Source organism: Variovorax sp. DAIF25, from assembly GCF_050711835.1.
Classification (GTDB): Bacteria; Pseudomonadota; Gammaproteobacteria; order Burkholderiales; family Burkholderiaceae_C; genus Variovorax.
This window is the reverse complement of sequence record NZ_CP136636.1, coordinates 1734291-1750537: the sequence shown is the minus strand read 5'-3', so window position 1 is coordinate 1750537 and position 16247 is coordinate 1734291. Positions and strand designations below refer to the sequence as shown.

Genomic DNA, 16247 nt, shown 5'->3' with positions numbered 1-16247 from the left:
AGATTTAATCCTTGAGAAAATGAAGGCGCGCAGGATTACCGACGACGGTGCTTCCAGGCGGGACGTCGCGCGTAACTATTGCCCCCATTCCGACCACTGCTCCACGTCCGATAATCAATGGTTTCCCAGGCCGCCCTTGCTTGATGATGGCACCTGCCCCGATGTAAGCATGATCTTCGATCCGAATATTTCCATTGCATCTCACACCCGGAGCAAAGGTAACGAAATCACCAATAACGCAATCATGCTCAACACAACTGTAAAGATTTGCATGAAAGCCTTTGCCAATCTGAATGTTTGAGGTTATCGTCACAAACGGACTGAGGGCGGCACCCTCACCGAGAATTACGCCGTCCATAACCACAATATTCGCAGCAAAAACCGACCATGCATGAACTCCATCTGCAATGCATCGATTGAAAAGACCCTCACGTATCTTACTATCGGCTATTGCAATAACTATTCGGCGTAGTGAAGCCGGCTCCTTGAGAAAATCGGCGTAGCGCAAAACACGATGCCCATTAATTGCCGCGGTCCCGGCACCATCGTCCACGAATACGATCCGATCGGCTGACAGCCCCTCGCGAGCCAATTGCGCTCGTGCGAACGGCATGATTCCTCGACCGCAGCCGCTTGCTCCATAAACAGCATATAGGGGCTGATTCATTGCTCTTTTTGCCTAGCCGAAGGCAAACCTTCGAACTCTCTCATCGTTGCTTCACCAGCCGCGCTGATGTCCTCCCGGGCAACCACTTTCTTAACGGTCATGAAGAGAATCCGCAGATCCAACCACAATGAATGGTTTTCTACGTACCAAACATCTAGCTTGAACTTCTCATCCCAATCAAGGGAATTGCGACCGTTTACTTGCGCCCAGCCTGTAATTCCGGGTCTGACGTCATGCCGCCGAGCTTGCTCTTTCGAATACAGCGACAAGTATTTCATCAACAGCGGCCGAGGCCCCACCAAACTCATATCCCCTCGGACTACGTTCAGCAATTCCGGCAACTCGTCCAAACTGCTAGACCTCAAAAATCTCCCGAGCTTTGTCAGCCTCTCCGCATCAGGACGCAGTTTTCCGTCGATCCCTCGCGCATCTGTCATTGTTCGGAATTTCACCATTCGGAACGGTCGGCCATGAATTCCAGGTCGCACCTGAAAGAATAAAACTGGCGCACCAAGAGTGAAGCGAATTATCAAAAACAAAAAAAATAATGGCAGTGCCAAAATGAATAAAAGTGGCACGGACACGGCGAGATCAAAAAGCCGCTTCACTGAATCCCCATTTCAAATAACATAATGGCATTCACTTTGTGGACGTCATATTTTTCTTCAGCAACATTGCGAGATTTTTCGCCCATAATTCTAGAAATCGATGGATCGGCAACAAATTTCAACATTGCATTCACCAAGGAGTCGACAGATTTTACGGGAACCAAAAATCCATTAAATTCTTCTATCACCGTATCACGGCACCCGGGCGCATCCGTCGTAATGACGGCGCGTCCCATCGCCATTGCCTCGAGTACCGTACGCGGCGTCCCCTCGCGGTAGGAAGGTAAAACATATACGCTGCAACTCGCAATAGCCGGCCTTACATCAGACAAACGCCCCAAAAATTCAATAGATCCGTCAGAACACCAGGCGTCTAATTCATCCTGAGCTATAGCATCGGGGCCTGTATCTATCCATCCGGCCAACATGCAGCGAACTTCGGGATATAGAGCCCGCACCTTGCGAGCTGCCTGCACGTATTCACGTATACCTTTATCTCCTAGAAGGCGTGCGATCAGAAGAAAGCTCAAAGACTTTGCTGAAATTTTTGAGGCAGAAAATTTTTCCAAATCAACGCCTGACCCCCTCACAACACAAGATGCCTTCGCGGGGCCTAATAGTCCGCGCCGTCGAAAAAGTGCCTCGTCATCGGAGTTTTGAAAAAATACTTTCTGAGCCCCCTCCAACGAAATGGCATATAGCCGCTGCACGATGGCCCGCAACCAGCCTCGACCCTTGCCTTCCTGAAAAGCATACCCGAGGCCTGTAATCAAGGCAAAGCGATGAGGCACTCTCGCGAATCTAGCAGCAAGCCCACCATAAATAGTCGGCTTGACCGTATAGGTCATCACAAATCTCGGCCGCACCCGCCGCATCAAACCCCAAATAGAAAAAAGCGTTCTTAAATCAGCCACCGGATTTGTCCCAGTACGCCGCATATAAATACTATGAACTACTATTCCACGAGCCTCTAATTGCAGGCGATAGGGATTACCCGGAGGCAATTCTGGCGCCGCTACATGAACCTCCAAACCCCGTTGCTGTAGCGCCGAAATTAATGCACCACGAAAATTCAAAAGAGACTCAGCAAAGCTGCCAACCAAGAGAAATTTCATTGCTCTGCAAACCAAGCCTGAAACATCAGGATCGACCATAACTGCGGAGCCCAATTTCGAGTGCCATTGATATGCTCGACCCAACGCTCTCTAATAGGCGCTGGCGAGAAAAAACCTTCTCTCTTCAGTCGGCTTTCGTCGAGCAATTCCTCTGCCCAACTTTTTAAAGGCCCCCGGAGCCACTCACCCAAAGGGATTCCAAAACCCATCTTCTTTCGATCAATTAAATCACGAGGAACATACTTATAAAGCAACTCCCGAAGTGGCCATTTCGCAACCCCGTCCCGAACCTTATATTCAAGAGGCAAAGTCCACGCAAATTCAACAACACGATAATCTAATAACGGAACCCGTGTCTCGAGACTAACCCCCATTGCCGCACGATCAACTTTACACAAAATGTCGTCCGGCAAATAGCTCACCAAATCGACCGCCATCATTTGATGGAAAAAATCGTCTACGGCTGCCACTTCATGAGGTGTTGTGATGGCCGATGGCGGCTCGACGCCATTAATAACTATTCCTGCTGGATTTTCCCATCCACTGATCAAGGTTCGATACAAATCCAGAGTATCAGCCGCCCCCAGAATTCGAGCACCTTTATGCAGCTTGTCCCCGATATTGGCCGATGCAAGCTGATTTGGAAGTATTCCCTGAATCGGCTTGAGAAATCTATTCCATGTCGATGAGTCGACATTGCTAATTTTTTGCGCAACAAATTTGCGCGCCCCTCTGGGAACTCGCCCAACCGAACTCCATACTTTTTTCGCAAATGGGTAGCGCCCATATCCGCCAAACAACTCGTCTCCTCCGTCCCCACTTAAGGAAACGGTCACGTGCTGTCGAGCCATATGACTGACCAAAAAAGTGGGAATTTGCGAACTATCCGCAAATGGTTCGGAATACAAGACAGGCAATTTTGGAATTACATTCAACGCTTGCTGAGCCGATAAATATAACTCAGTGTGATCCGTTCCTAGGTGGGACGCTACAGCTTTGGCGTAATGAGCTTCGTTGTAACCTGGTTCTTCGAATCCAATAGTGAACGTCTTAACAGGCCGCCCCCCCTCCTCTTTTGCAATATTTTGCATCAGTGCAACGATCGCACTGGAATCAACGCCGCCCGACAAAAAAGCTCCGAGCGGTACATCCGCAATCATTTGCTCCGCAACTGAATTCTTCAAAATCAATTCAAGCGAATCAACCGCTGCAGTAGCCGAGCCCGAAAATGGCGTCGCCAATCCGTTTTCGATTACGGATTTTGCATCCCAATATTTCCAAGTTTTTTCGGCTGAGCCAGCCAACGATACAGCCATCAAGTGCCCTGGCCGCAGTTTTGATATCCCTTGATAGATGCTATATGGCGCTGGCACATAACCGTGCCTCAAGAATAAACAAAGCGCAGACCGATCTATTTCTTTATTAAAAGCCGAATGCGTTTTGACGGCAGCCAACTCAGATGAAAAAATAAAAACGCGCTGATCGCCTCGGGTCTGCCAACCGTAATAAAGAGGTTTTTCGCCCAGTCGATCACGACCAAGAATCAAGATGTTTTCATGAGAATCCCACACCGCAAAAGCGAACATGCCTGCGCATTTTTCGACAGTATTCTGAACGCCCCACATGTCAAAACCGAACAACATGGTTTCTGTGTCGGAATGCCCACGCCAATTTTGGGAGGATTCAGATTTCTCAAGTTCTTTGCGCAAGTCAAGGTGATTGTAGATTTCACCATTGAAGGCGACTACATAACGACCGCTTGGCGATGTCATTGGCTGGTGACCCGCCTCAGTCAGATCAACAATAGCAAGGCGGCGGTGCCCTAGCCCTAAACCAAATTCTGGCTGCAGCCAAAGACCTGAAGTATCCGGCCCTCTGTGCTCGATGGCGCTCGTCATCTCGTTTAAGACTCGCTCAGAACTACCTGAGCGAACCGCTTTAAAGTCACCCAAAAACCCCGCCAAACCACACATTCCAATACCTTTTATGATTTAATTATCTCTGTATAAACTGCGGAGAACTTTTCCACGCATCGGTCCATCGAAAATTCTGTTGCCACGCGCAGGCGCGCTCTTTCTCCCAGCTGCCGACGGTCAAAGGAGGTCAAATCCATGGCTAGAGAAATTCCGCCGGCAAGAGCTTCCGAATCTTCGGCTGCCACGACAACACCACAATCTCCTAACACACTGGCGGCATCCCCAACATCGGTGCTGACACACACGCGGGACATTGCCATGGCTTCTGCTAGGGCATTGGGAAATCCCTCGGTCCGAGATGGCAGTACAAAAATATCCATAGCGGCCAGACAAGTCGCAACATCTGATCGATGCCCCAGTAGAGTAAAGAGCGGCATCGAGCCACTTTCTCTCAACCAGTTCATCAACTCGACATTTTCGGCATCACAGCCTCGCCCAACCATCAAGAATCTCGCCCGAGGATTTGTCGCCGCGATCAGTTTGGCCGCTTGAATAAAATTCTTCTGATCTTTGACGATATTAAATCGCCCCATACACCCTATAACGACGTGACTTCTATCAAACCCGCATTGATCACGCAGCGCGAGGACGTGCCCCTCTTCCGCGTGAAATAAATTCATTTCGAAACCGTTCGGAATAACGAGCATGCGGTCTTCGCAATACCCCAATTTAGCATGTGCTTTCCTAGCTGCTTCGGCGGCACAAACGATTTTCATTGGGATATGACAGGAAATTCGAGCGCAAATCCATCGTATGGCGGATGTAATAGGTGACCCACCTTTAGAAATATCGGTTGTGCGAACTCCCCAAATAATCCGCTTTACCCCCGCAAACCTCGCGGCCAGCCCTCCTATGAAATCAGCGTGATACATCCATGTTTGGACAATGTCGGGCTCAATTTTTCGAATTCTGAAAAACAACTTGAAGAACGCAATCGGTGCATAGAGAGACGATTTCATTCCCATCGCCTCCACCGTGAATCCTTCACCTATTAAGCGCGCACCAATGGGTCCTATTTCAGTCAACGAAAATACAAGATGCTGGGAACCGTGTGACTCCCGCTGTGCGGCGACCAATCGTCTCAGCATCATTTCTGCGCCTCCCACACCCAACCCAACGATAACGTGTACAACGATCAAGTGACAGCTCCAATGTCATGGAACAAAGCGTCCCATTCCTTGAGTACAGTGGCGAGGGAATAATGAGTTTTTACGTATTCCCTGGCCAATTTTCCGAGCCGCAGCCGAGCGCTTTCATCCGACATCAACTCTGATACCGCCTGAATCAATGTTTCAGGCTGATTCATGGGAATCAATTTCCCGGCGATTCCATTGCTTGTGATTTCCCTCGGTCCGCTCGGGCAATCGACCGCGATACAAGGTAAGCCCACACCCATAGCCTCGAGCAAAGCATTAGGAAAACCTTCATACTCAGAAGCAATGATGAAAATATGCGCCTCTGCCATTACTCGCCAAGGCTCGCTTGTCCTACCCTTCAGAAAAACTCTATTTTCCAAAGCAAGATTTTTGATCCCCATGTCAATTTTCGAGCGCAGCGGACCATCGCCGTAGATATGAAAATCCCAATTGAGGTTTTGGGCAGCTAAAGCTGCGAATGCTTCAATCATAGCGCCGACCTTTTTCTCTTCGGAAAGTCGACCAATGGCGATCAGTATCTTCCGTGTACTATTCCTTCCCTCCGCAACGTGCAGAAAAACATCTTCCGGCAATGGATTTGCCAAAACGGCTACACGTGGCAGGCAGGGATAGATTTCTTTTATTTTTTTTGCGACCGCCTCCGTTTGAACAGTTACCAATTTTGCGGTGCGATACAAAGCCTTGCATCCTAGCTTCCAAATACGAGCCATGGGTAAAACCGAAGGATCACTGCGCTCGCATACGATGCAAGGAATGCCTGTACCTAAGTTTGCCAGCAAAGCTGCAACGTTGACATTCGGCAAAAATGAAACTATGACGTTTGGTGCTCTCTCAAAAATAACTCGTCTTATAGCCAACAACCGTTTAAAGTATTTTTTATTCCGACCACTCGCCGCTCCAACCAAATTTGCCAAATACAGCAACTCAACCCGCTCATCCAAAGGATAGAAAGGCTCCCCCCCTCCAGAAAAGGTTGGAAGCAACGTGACGGAATCGCCGCGCTGCACCCATGCATTACACAGCGTGCTAGCGACACGTTCCGCCCCGCCCGGTCCTAGCGAGCTAATTAGGAACAGTATCTTCACGGCCTTTGACCTTGGTGAGTCATTTTTTTCGCCAATGGATAAATCGCCACGAGCATGAACATCAACGCGTACTTGAAAAGAAATGGCTCTTTTATCTCGATTGAAAAAAATATAAACACAAGCAACCATTTCAAGGTAGGAGGCAACCATGAAAGAAGGCGAACAAGCACATAAAAATATGCGGCAAACAGTATTGCGGAAAAGAAAAGCCCCATTGAATAATAGGCTTGAACAAATCCGCTGTCGTGCCCACTCGGATTTACGCCATCTATGATGCTTACCAATCCACGCCCCACCCAAGAGTCCACTTGGTCGATCGGAGGAATCGGCATCGAGGCAAGAGCAGAGAACGTCTGGTCATCCTCAGAAAAAATGCCTAACATCCAATTGACCAACCAATCAATGGAAACATCCGGAGAAATTAAATCTCCAGCCGCCGGCAGGACGAAGTAAAGGAGGACTAAAAAAATTGGCAACGCGGAAAAAATCAGCTTCCGCGTCCCCCGGGCATAGATCGCAGTCAAAAATATAAACAAAAGAGACAAAAACAAACCCGTCCGTCCGACGATAGAGCAGGAAACGGAGCAAAGGATCATTAGTCCCAGTACGCACCACATCTGAAGTCTGGAATTTATTTTCTGAGGCCCCATCAAAAGAAAGCCCCCATTCAGTACTCCAAGAGATTGCACGAACGAAAGCGATGCTCCAGCATTGCTCGTAAATCCAGGAGCCCTGTACATATTAAAAACGTCGAAATTTCCGCCTGTTATTACAGTTGCATCCAGCCAAGCCCGATATCCTATATCCACAAAAGAATATATTAAGAAAAGTGCCTGCACCGATGCGGAAATTAGAAATATCCAAAAAATCCCACGAAGATCATCAACCAACTGGGAGATTAATAACCCGCCGAGATAGGAATAAAAAGCCAAATGAAGAAATCTACTGGCCTGGCCAAAATCTCCAACCAAAATCAATTGCAATATGACATATGGAAGTGGCAGAAACACCAATAGTGCCCGCCAATCAAATCGACGAAAAATCGATGGCTCGCGGGAAAATAGCCACCAAATCATCATGACGATCACGGCGACTCTGCCGCTCGTTAAAGTCTCGGCAGCTCTAAAAGTGATGTTGTAACTGATAGAAAACGCAAGTACTCCGGCAACCAGCAAGCGTAGACGGTTTGGCTGGGCATGACCCGAATATATCGAGTTCACCTGACTTAACGAACCAGCCACTCACGTCCCTCTTCATCAAATACCGAAACCATGGATTGCAGTTTGAGTCGTTTTTCCGATTCGCTCAAAGCCCCAGTGCCCGCATTTTTCTCTAGAAGCGCACGCATAAATGAATTTGTATCGCCCAGTACCTTCGCAGGCGCACCAACAGCGACACAATCATCTGGAATAGGGCGCGTCACGACGGACATTGCTCCGATTACACAATTTTTCCCAATGCTTACCCCAGGAAGAATTGTCGAACCCGAACCAATGAATGTGTTATCGCCAATTCGAATTGGACCCATTACATCCAAATCTGGGAAGGCTTTCCTAAAAATAAATGTGCTGCCATCATGGGTGATGAATTTTACATTTGCGGTCAAAATAACACCATCACCAATCGTCACAAGATACGGCTCTGACCCGAAAGCACCAGGATGCAGCGAGAAGATTTTGACATCTCGCCCAATCGACACACCCAGAGAGCGAGCATAATCGACCGGCTTGAATTTCGCCTTTATTAATGAAATCCCATACGAGATCAAAGACTTAAAGACCCTCATACCCCTCCAAGATATAGCTGCAATCTTTCAATTTTTCATCCCCACTCAACTCGTCGTCGCGCGACTACGCCTATGACACTCACGCTTTTATTCGACCAAACGAGATCACATAAAGAAAAATTAGAAATAATGTTTTTATTTGGAATGAAACATGCAAGCTCGCTAGCAACCTCATGAAATAAGATCCACTGAAACGCTGAGCACGAAGTAGAACGCCAAGTCGGTAACAGGCGTTGGACGCAAGTGAGGGATAGTCCAACATGATCCGTGCGCAAGTTGCAATTGAGTCTCGCAACCCCTGCGTCGCAAAAGGAGAAAGCTGGCTAGTTACATTGCGATCATGCCGGCGATAGCGTCCGAGAACGAGGTCAAGATACTCGATTTTTCCGCCTGATTTCATCATGGCTTGAACCCAGAAGAACCAATCCGAAGCGACCGGAAAGACTGGATCAAATCCCTTATCCGGGATCGCACTGGCTCTGATCATCGTTGAAGAGCCTCCGTTGACACATCCGCGCTTGACGTAATCTGCGCAAAATCCGGAATAGCTATTTTTTTTGTTTAGCGGTCGGATGGTATTTCCACTTTCCGAATCAAACACATCCAGATTGTGATAGGAAACGGCAACCCCCGGGTTTGCCATCATGAATTCAACTTGACGGACAATCTTATTCGGCGCCATCAAGTCATCCCCGCCCAAAAATGCAACATATTCCCCATTGCATTTTTGCAGCCCTCTATTGCTATTCCCCGTTATTCCGAGATTTATTCCGCCGACGAGAGGAACTATTTTCTTGTTTTTTTCTGCATACTCAAGAATTATTTCTGCGGTCCCGTCAGTCGACCCATCATCTGCAACAATAATTTCTATATTCTCGTATTCTTGTTGCAGAATGCTATCTAGCGTTTCACGGATGTAGTCCTTCTGATTGAAGCAGATCAAGTGAACTGAAACCAAAGGGGTGACGTTATTCATTTTTTGAATCCCTTCTTTGCGATCTCATATTTTTCTATCGCTGATTTCATTAGTTTGCTTGAAATCTTTGCCACTCGAGAATTTCCGTACTTCGAAAACCCAGCCAGAGTAGACAAGCGATGGACGCCAAACAGAGAGAATCCAATAGTCAACACACCCCCCCATGCATTCGATACCGGCTGATTCCAAAGACTCAGCACATAGATAGATAAAAATGCACAGCAAATAGATAATGCATAGAAAAATACGAACTTTTCCCAGTGAAAATTCGTTTTGGTCTTTACAAGAAAATGAACCAACGGCAACAAGACCACATACATCAATAAAAATCCAACTCCTGCCCCCTGCAATCCAATAAGCGGAATGGCCACCCAGCTAGACAAGACAAAAACCAGCACCACTGTTGTTTCACAGAGCATGAAAAGCCTACCTTTTCCTGCAGCTAGGAGCACGTAGCCCAAGGGCCAACTCAGCACCTTCAAAAGGTCACCAATAATCTGCCATCGGAGAATTCCCACCGCTCCGAGAAATCGCTCGGAATAGAGTAGTTGGATTACCCATGGTGACATGGTGAACATTGCCAAGAAAACAGGCGCGGCCAGCAACAATGCAACCTCGGTTTGCTCATTCACGACTCGGTTCGTAGTTTTGCTGTTCGAGATGTCTTTCGTTAGTCTTGGATAGTAATCAGTGCCCATCGCCTTGAGTACAAATCCGATGTATGTCATGGAGATCATCCACGATGATTCAAAGAGACCTAACGCCTCAACCCCCAATTGCCGTTGAATGATGGTCCGGACGCAGAGTTGGCCCACCGTCATAGCGAGGCCCGCAAACATAATCGCAAGCCCTAAACGAAAAATAGGGCTCATTTTCTCAATAGCCTCTCGCCAATGTAGTACCTGAGAAGTCGCAGTCCTTGGTATTTTTCTGGTATAGGTGAACCCAAAAAAGCAGCTAAATGCGAGGGGCAACAGAACAAAAACAATTACTGCATCAACTCGCCAAAAGTAGAGCGCCAAGCAAGCAGTAGCGGTGCCAAGAGCGGCGGAGTAGACGCTTTGTCGTGCGAGGTCTCCAATACGTCGAAGTCCGTTAAGCAGCGCAACTTGCGAGCCCGCTATGACAGTTAAAGTTACGCCAATGCTCAACCAGCCAACTTGATCGGCACTTAGAGCCCCCGCCAATATATGATTTGCGACGATATCTCGAATAACCCAAAATATCGCCCCTCCAAGCAACGCCGACAACGTCGTTGCCCAAAAAAGAATTCTTCTGGAAGCCTGTAAATCGTCCGGCACCTTGGAGGCCGCGGCTTCGGCAATTTGCTTTGTCCCAACGGTTCCTAGTCCCAAAGCCGCAACGTTCGAAGCGACACCAATCAAATTGGTCATCAGCCCGATCAGTCCGATACCAGCAGGTCCAAGAAATGTTGCGGCAACCTTTACGCGAATCAAGCCTATTAATATATTTACAATGGACGCCCCACCAATGATAGAGGTCGAGCGTAATATCCCTCGATATCCGGCGTGAGTCATTTGGGAACATATCCAATTACACGCGCCGGGTTTCCACCAACTATGGTGTAGGGATCCACATCACGAATAACTACCGCGCTATTGGCGACCACGGCCCCCTCGCCAACATTAACACCTTTCAGTATTCGAACGTTCGATCCAACAAAGACATCATCTCCTATCCGCACTGGCTTGGCGTGGGCGGGATTGGACCTACGCCTATCCACTAATTTTATGCCGTGAAAATCACTGTCATAAATCTCCACGTTTGAACCGATGAGAACTCTTCGCCCTATATGAATCTCCGAATATTCTGCAATGGCACAGAAATTATTGTTTATCCAAGTCCCTCCGTCTATCTTTACAGTTGCCGACGAATGCCGCGCTTCAATATGGGCATAGGTGACAAGAAAGTATGGAGAAGGAAAAACTCCGATTGACACCTTCCCAGAAAATTCCACAACCCCTTTTCCAGGCGTTAAGAGCGGCTGATACAGCGTCGGACGACCAATAACCCGACAACTCGAGATGCATTTGTAGAAGAAAATTCGTGGGGCTTGAATCAAACGCCAAAATAATCGCCCCAATTTTGGGGCAAGCCTTTTATGCCAGAATGCGCTTGACATCGCTAATAATTTGACTCACGTCATCAAGTCCTAGATGAGGTCCTATCGGCAAGCTCAAAACTTCATTTGCCAATTGTTCAGCAATCGGAAAAACCCCTTCTTTCCATTTTTCATGAGCATATGCTTTTTGAAGATGCGGAGGAATTGGGTAATGAATTAACGTACCTACGCCACCATCTGCGAGAGATTTTTGCAACATGTCACGCTGAGAATGTCGAACAACATAGAGGTGCCAAGCGGATTCCGCCCACTCAGGGACGTGAGGAAGAATCAAGTCGAGCGTCGACAAACCCTCTTGGTATCGGTTCGCAATTTCCTGTCTACGAAGATTCCAGGCATCTAAATATTTAAGCTTCACACGAAGAATTGCAGCCTGCATCGGATCCAATCTACTGTTGTACCCGAGCACTTCATTCACGTACTTTATTCTGGAACCGTAGTTTCTGAGAATGCGAATTCGGTCAGCAATTTCTCTATCATTTGTCGTAACCGCTCCAGCGTCCCCCATTGCCCCTAGATTCTTCCCTGGATAAAAACTCCAAGCAACGGCATCACCATGCCCTCCCAAAGGCTTACCCTTGTAGCGCGCACCATGGGCCTGCGCCCCATCTTCGAGCACCATCAGTCCATATTTTTGGGCAATAGCTAGAATAGGATCCATATCTGCCGGCTGACCGTATAGGTGTACGGGGAGGATTGCCTTGGTCCTAGGACTAATCGCAGCTTCTACGCGTGTAGGGTCGATATTTTGCGTTGCGGGATCTGCCTCGACAGGTACCGGAATGGCTCCACATTGGCTGACTGCCAACCAAGTAGCAATATAGGTATTGCTCGGAACTATAACCTCGTGGCCTGCACCGATATCCATTGCTCTGAGCGCAAGGTGCAATGCATCTAGACCATTTGCGACGCCAACAGCATATGCAACTCCACAATGCTTTGCATAGTCTGCTTCGAAAAGCTCAACCTCCTCACCTCCAATAAACCAACCCGATTCCACGACGCGGGAAACCGCTTCATCGATCTCGGATCGGAGTTCAAGATACGGTGCCTTCAGGTCCAGAAATTGGATCACGATTTCTCTCCAATCAGTCGACCAAATTCTGAGTAGTCACGAATGTAATCGCTATTTTCATAATGATGTGATGCAAAAACCAGAAGCACCGCATCTGAAGAATATTTGTACTGGATCCCCCAAATCATAGGTGGCAGATGCACTCCGACGTCTGGACGATCCAGCAAGAATTCCTGCCGATTGGATCCATCATCCGCAACCACCGCGCAACTTCCGCGCACACAAATCAGAAACTGATGGCATTCGCGATGTGCATGCTCCCCTCGGGTTTCAACACTTGGGACGTCAAAAACCATGAAATAGCGCTTTACTGGAAATGGAATGCTACGCTCAAATTCCCCGACTGTGAGGCTGCCTCGGATATCAGCCACACGCGGCATGTTGTATAGCGCTACACCTTTAACTCGGGTGTTGAGCGGCCCAACTTCCGAAATGCTGGGTGCGGGTGCGATTTTTTCGCCCCGGGCCGCATCCACATAGCCAACAATCTTTGCAGGATTTCCCACCACAATAGCATTCGGTGGAACCGATCGCGTAACGACTGCCCCGGCACCTATCATTGCATTCCGCCCGATTTCTACCCCCGGAAGTACCACAGCACCAGCACCAATAGATGCGCGCTCACGGATTTTTGTTACCGCGAACGTTGCCGGCCATTCACGACTTCGTGGAAATCTGTCATTGGAGAATGACACGTTGGGTCCAATAAACACCCCATCTTCTATCCGCAGGCCGTTCCAGATCTGAACGCCATTTTTTATGGTAACTCCATTTCCGATAACTACATCGTCTTCGATGAAGCAATGCGAACAGATATTCACATCTCTTCCGATTTCAGCACCAGGAAGAACGATCGAAAATTGCCACACTCGGCTATTCTCTCCAATTCGGGTGGACTTTACATCGGCAAGTGGATGCACAAAAGAACTCGACATCGAAATCTCCCAAACTCATTTGGCATACAGAGCCGATCAGTTTTGCTCAAAAAATGAGCTAACAATTAGTTGGCCAATGTAGAATTGCAATACACAAAAACCACGCATCCGGCCAGCCAAAATTCTCAATAGTACTGCTGAACGCCGCTACTTTATAGCCCTGTGGGACACGTACCATGGAATAGCAACTGAAATCCCGAGCTCCAAAGTATGCGTGGGACGGTATTTCAACAAGACTTTTGCCTTTTCGATGTCCGCCTGACTGTGCTTAACATCTCCCGCACGGGTCTCTCTGTATATCGGCTCAGCATCCTGTCCGACACCATGAGGCCGGAGGTTTTCCCTCAACAATTTAAACAGCGCGGTGAGTGTTGTACGCGCGCCAACCGCAACGTTATAGACCTGATTCTTTGCACCAATGAGCTCGGTGGTAGCTGCGAGCAGATTAGCTTGCACTGCATTTTCGACAAAACAAAAATCGCGACTAGTCTCTCCATCCCCATTAATATAAACAGCTTCACCACTTATTAAAGAATCAACCCACTTAGGAATTACGGCGGCGTAAGCACCATTCGGGTCTTGTCTTTTCCCAAAAACATTAAAATATCTCAATCCTATGGAATGAAAACCATAGTTGCGAGAAAACACCTCCGCATAGAGCTCATTTACATATTTTGTAACGGCGTATGGGCTTAGCGGCTTCCCAATCGTATTTTCCCGTTTGGGGAGTTCAGGATGATCACCATACGTGCTACTGCTTGCCGCATAAGTAAAGCTTCTTACGCCCGCATCACGGGCGGCGACCAGCATATTCAAAAACCCATCGATGTTTACGTTATTGGTCGCAATGGGATCCGCCAAGCTTCGAGGCACGCTTCCAAGCGCAGCCTGATGCAGCACATAATCGACCCCGCTGCATGCTGAGTGACAATCGGCCAAACTGCGAATATCACCTCGAATAAATGAAAAATTACTCCATTGCTCAAAAGAGACCGTCCCTTGGACCTCATCAAGGTTTTTTTGATGGCCTGTCGCAAAATTATCTATTCCCACTACGCGCTGATTCAACTTGAGCAAAGTCTCCAGAAGATTGCTCCCAATGAAGCCAGCCACTCCCGTAACAAGCCAAACGTACGGGCGTTTAATGAGCTGCAACTTGAGTTGCTCATAGTCGCGTGCATCTTCAATTTTTATCGCCGTGGAATTCATATTGGTGCTCACAACTTCAAAGTCGCCCATCTGCCGCACCAAGAGGAAAGACGCTTTTAACGTCAAACAAAACTGCGTTAGCTTGGCCAAGCGCTTTTATTTCATCAATGCCCAATGAGATAAACTGATGGTGACCCACCGCCAATACTATCGCTGCATATTGACCATTTAATGGCATTTCTGACAAACACTTGAGCCCGTACTCATGCTCGGCCTCCGAGATTTCGATCCAGGGATCGTAAATGTCAACTTGTGCGTTGTAGCTTTTCAAGGCACGCACGATATCGACCACTTTGGTATTTCGAACGTCAGGGCAGTCCTCTTTAAAGGTCAACCCAAGAACAAGAATTTTGCTTCCAAGAACCGGAAATCCTTTGCGGAGCATCAATTTGATGGTTTCGTCAGCGACATGGCTGGCCATATTGTCATTGACTCGCCGACCGGCCAAGATGACTTCTGGGTGATAGCCTACTTCCTGAGCCTTGTGGGTGAGATAGTACGGATCTACACCGATGCAATGGCCCCCGACCAAACCCGGCCGAAATGGCAGAAAATTCCACTTCGTTCCAGCCGCCTGAAGCACTTCCAGCGTATCAATGTTCAACTTATGAAAAATCAAACTCAATTCATTCATCAACGCAATGTTAATATCTCGTTGAGTATTTTCGATGACTTTTGCCGCTTCCGCCACTTTGATGCTGCTGGCTTTGTGAGTTCCAGCAGTAATGATTTGCTTGTATAGCCGGTCCACAGCATCGGCCACTTCAGGGGTGCTTCCGCTAGTGACTTTTTTAATCGTAGGCAGGCGGTGCTCTTTGTCGCCAGGATTAATACGCTCGGGGCTATAGCCGCAGAAAAAGTCAACGTTGAATTTCATCCCGCTGAATCGTTCCAGAGTCGGAACGCAAACTTCCTCAGTCGCTCCCGGATATACAGTGGATTCGTATATAACAATTGCACCTGGACGCATCACTTTTCCGATGCTCTCGCTGGCCTTAACAAGAGGCGTCATGTCAGGCCGGTTTGCGGCATCCACCGGAGTGGGAACGGTGACGATAAATATTTCGCACGCCCTCAAATCCTCGAGCGAATGGCTATATTGCAGAAAGGAAGCTTCCGCCAACTCCTTGGATTCAACCTCTAGTGTGCCATCCTTACCGCCCTGGAGTTCAGAAATTCTTTTCGGATTGATATCGAACCCGATCACCTTTTGGCCTCGACCAAACTCTACCGCCAGGGGCAATCCCACGTAACCCAATCCGATAACGGCAATAACCTTACCTTCGATTTCCATTTTTTTCCCAATTCAAAACCTTGAAATCAACTCACTTCCGACAGCTTCAACTTAGGTAAAGCTGCCGAGCTCAATTTTGCAAATTTGACAATCTATTTAAGGCAAAATTTATAAAAACCGGACACGAGGCGTTCATAACAATTTATTCTCTCGTTGCTCACGTTAAGCAGGCCTCACCCGTCAAAGTCACGAGACATCTAGCGAATGTCGAGCATCAAAGT

General features: G+C 48.0%; 15 protein-coding genes. All 15 read right to left on the bottom strand.

Annotated features, from left to right (window positions below):
- Positions 1 to 4: 4 nt before the first annotated feature.
- A complete protein-coding gene (locus R0232_RS08040) occupies positions 5 to 667 on the bottom strand; it encodes a NeuD/PglB/VioB family sugar acetyltransferase (RefSeq protein ID WP_431511789.1) in 663 nt (220 codons plus the stop codon).
- Entirely contained in the window at positions 664 to 1275 is a 612-nt protein-coding gene (locus R0232_RS08035; protein ID WP_208511614.1) for a sugar transferase, read from the bottom strand. The genes R0232_RS08040 and R0232_RS08035 overlap by 4 nt, the downstream gene beginning before the upstream one ends.
- A complete protein-coding gene (locus tag R0232_RS08030; RefSeq protein ID WP_208511615.1) occupies positions 1272 to 2390 on the bottom strand; it encodes a glycosyltransferase family 4 protein in 1119 nt (372 codons plus the stop codon). The genes R0232_RS08035 and R0232_RS08030 overlap by 4 nt, the downstream gene beginning before the upstream one ends.
- On the bottom strand, positions 2387 to 4363 hold the full coding sequence (asnB, locus tag R0232_RS08025; protein ID WP_431511788.1) for an asparagine synthase (glutamine-hydrolyzing): 1977 nt from the start codon (positions 4361 to 4363) through the stop codon (positions 2387 to 2389). The genes R0232_RS08030 and asnB overlap by 4 nt, the downstream gene beginning before the upstream one ends.
- 11 nt (positions 4364 to 4374) lie before the next feature.
- On the bottom strand, positions 4375 to 5505 hold the full coding sequence (locus tag R0232_RS08020) for a glycosyltransferase family 4 protein (RefSeq protein ID WP_431511787.1): 1131 nt from the start codon (positions 5503 to 5505) through the stop codon (positions 4375 to 4377).
- Positions 5502 to 6530 carry a glycosyltransferase gene (locus R0232_RS08015; protein ID WP_431512874.1) on the bottom strand — a complete coding sequence of 343 codons (1029 nt, stop codon included), beginning with the start codon at positions 6528 to 6530 and terminating at the stop codon, positions 5502 to 5504. The genes R0232_RS08020 and R0232_RS08015 overlap by 4 nt, the downstream gene beginning before the upstream one ends.
- 74 nt (positions 6531 to 6604) lie before the next feature.
- Positions 6605 to 7849 (bottom strand): hypothetical protein, encoded by a 1245-nt coding sequence (locus tag R0232_RS08010; protein ID WP_408908409.1) that lies wholly within the window; start codon positions 7847 to 7849, stop codon positions 6605 to 6607.
- Positions 7834 to 8394, bottom strand: a complete 561-nt coding sequence (locus R0232_RS08005; RefSeq protein ID WP_208511619.1) for an acyltransferase — start codon at positions 8392 to 8394, stop codon at positions 7834 to 7836. Before R0232_RS08005 ends, R0232_RS08010 begins: the two co-directional genes overlap by 16 nt.
- Before the next feature lie 79 nt (positions 8395 to 8473).
- Positions 8474 to 9370, bottom strand: a complete 897-nt coding sequence (locus R0232_RS08000; protein WP_208511620.1) for a glycosyltransferase — start codon at positions 9368 to 9370, stop codon at positions 8474 to 8476.
- On the bottom strand, positions 9367 to 10908 hold the full coding sequence (locus R0232_RS07995; RefSeq protein WP_431511786.1) for an O-antigen translocase: 1542 nt from the start codon (positions 10906 to 10908) through the stop codon (positions 9367 to 9369). The genes R0232_RS08000 and R0232_RS07995 overlap by 4 nt, the downstream gene beginning before the upstream one ends.
- Positions 10905 to 11513 carry an acyltransferase gene (locus R0232_RS07990; RefSeq protein ID WP_208511622.1) on the bottom strand — a complete coding sequence of 203 codons (609 nt, stop codon included), beginning with the start codon at positions 11511 to 11513 and terminating at the stop codon, positions 10905 to 10907. The genes R0232_RS07995 and R0232_RS07990 overlap by 4 nt, the downstream gene beginning before the upstream one ends.
- Positions 11491 to 12591, bottom strand: a complete 1101-nt coding sequence (locus R0232_RS07985) for a DegT/DnrJ/EryC1/StrS family aminotransferase (protein ID WP_208511635.1) — start codon at positions 12589 to 12591, stop codon at positions 11491 to 11493. The genes R0232_RS07990 and R0232_RS07985 overlap by 23 nt, the downstream gene beginning before the upstream one ends.
- Complete coding sequence (locus tag R0232_RS07980) at positions 12585 to 13523, bottom strand: WxcM-like domain-containing protein (RefSeq protein ID WP_431511785.1); 939 nt, start codon at positions 13521 to 13523, stop codon at positions 12585 to 12587. Before R0232_RS07980 ends, R0232_RS07985 begins: the two co-directional genes overlap by 7 nt.
- A gap of 147 nt (positions 13524 to 13670) precedes the next feature.
- Positions 13671 to 14732: an NAD-dependent epimerase/dehydratase family protein gene (locus tag R0232_RS07975; RefSeq protein ID WP_208511636.1), complete on the bottom strand. Its 1062-nt coding sequence runs from the start codon at positions 14730 to 14732 to the stop codon at positions 13671 to 13673.
- Positions 14733 to 14748: 16 nt separating this feature from the next.
- Positions 14749 to 16026 carry a Vi polysaccharide biosynthesis UDP-N-acetylglucosamine C-6 dehydrogenase TviB gene (gene tviB / locus R0232_RS07970; RefSeq protein ID WP_431511784.1) on the bottom strand — a complete coding sequence of 426 codons (1278 nt, stop codon included), beginning with the start codon at positions 16024 to 16026 and terminating at the stop codon, positions 14749 to 14751.
- Positions 16027 to 16247: the final 221 nt, after the last annotated feature.

What these genes read in the sequence shown, in the direction of transcription:
- R0232_RS08040 (WP_431511789.1), bottom strand. Translation starts at nt 667, where the DNA reads ATGAATCAGCCCCTATATGCTGTTTATGGAGCAAGCGGCTGCGGTCGA.
- R0232_RS08030 (WP_208511615.1), bottom strand. Translation starts at nt 2,390, where the DNA reads ATGAAATTTCTCTTGGTTGGCAGCTTTGCTGAGTCTCTTTTGAATTTT.
- asnB (WP_431511788.1), bottom strand. Translation starts at nt 4,363, where the DNA reads ATGTGTGGTTTGGCGGGGTTTTTGGGTGACTTTAAAGCGGTTCGCTCA.
- R0232_RS08005 (WP_208511619.1), bottom strand. Translation starts at nt 8,394, where the DNA reads ATGAGGGTCTTTAAGTCTTTGATCTCGTATGGGATTTCATTAATAAAG.
- R0232_RS08000 (WP_208511620.1), bottom strand. Translation starts at nt 9,370, where the DNA reads ATGAATAACGTCACCCCTTTGGTTTCAGTTCACTTGATCTGCTTCAAT.
- R0232_RS07995 (WP_431511786.1), bottom strand. Translation starts at nt 10,908, where the DNA reads ATGACTCACGCCGGATATCGAGGGATATTACGCTCGACCTCTATCATT.
- R0232_RS07990 (WP_208511622.1), bottom strand. Translation starts at nt 11,513, where the DNA reads ATGTCAAGCGCATTCTGGCATAAAAGGCTTGCCCCAAAATTGGGGCGA.
- R0232_RS07980 (WP_431511785.1), bottom strand. Translation starts at nt 13,523, where the DNA reads ATGTCGAGTTCTTTTGTGCATCCACTTGCCGATGTAAAGTCCACCCGA.
- R0232_RS07975 (WP_208511636.1), bottom strand. Translation starts at nt 14,732, where the DNA reads ATGAATTCCACGGCGATAAAAATTGAAGATGCACGCGACTATGAGCAA.
- tviB (WP_431511784.1), bottom strand. Translation starts at nt 16,026, where the DNA reads ATGGAAATCGAAGGTAAGGTTATTGCCGTTATCGGATTGGGTTACGTG.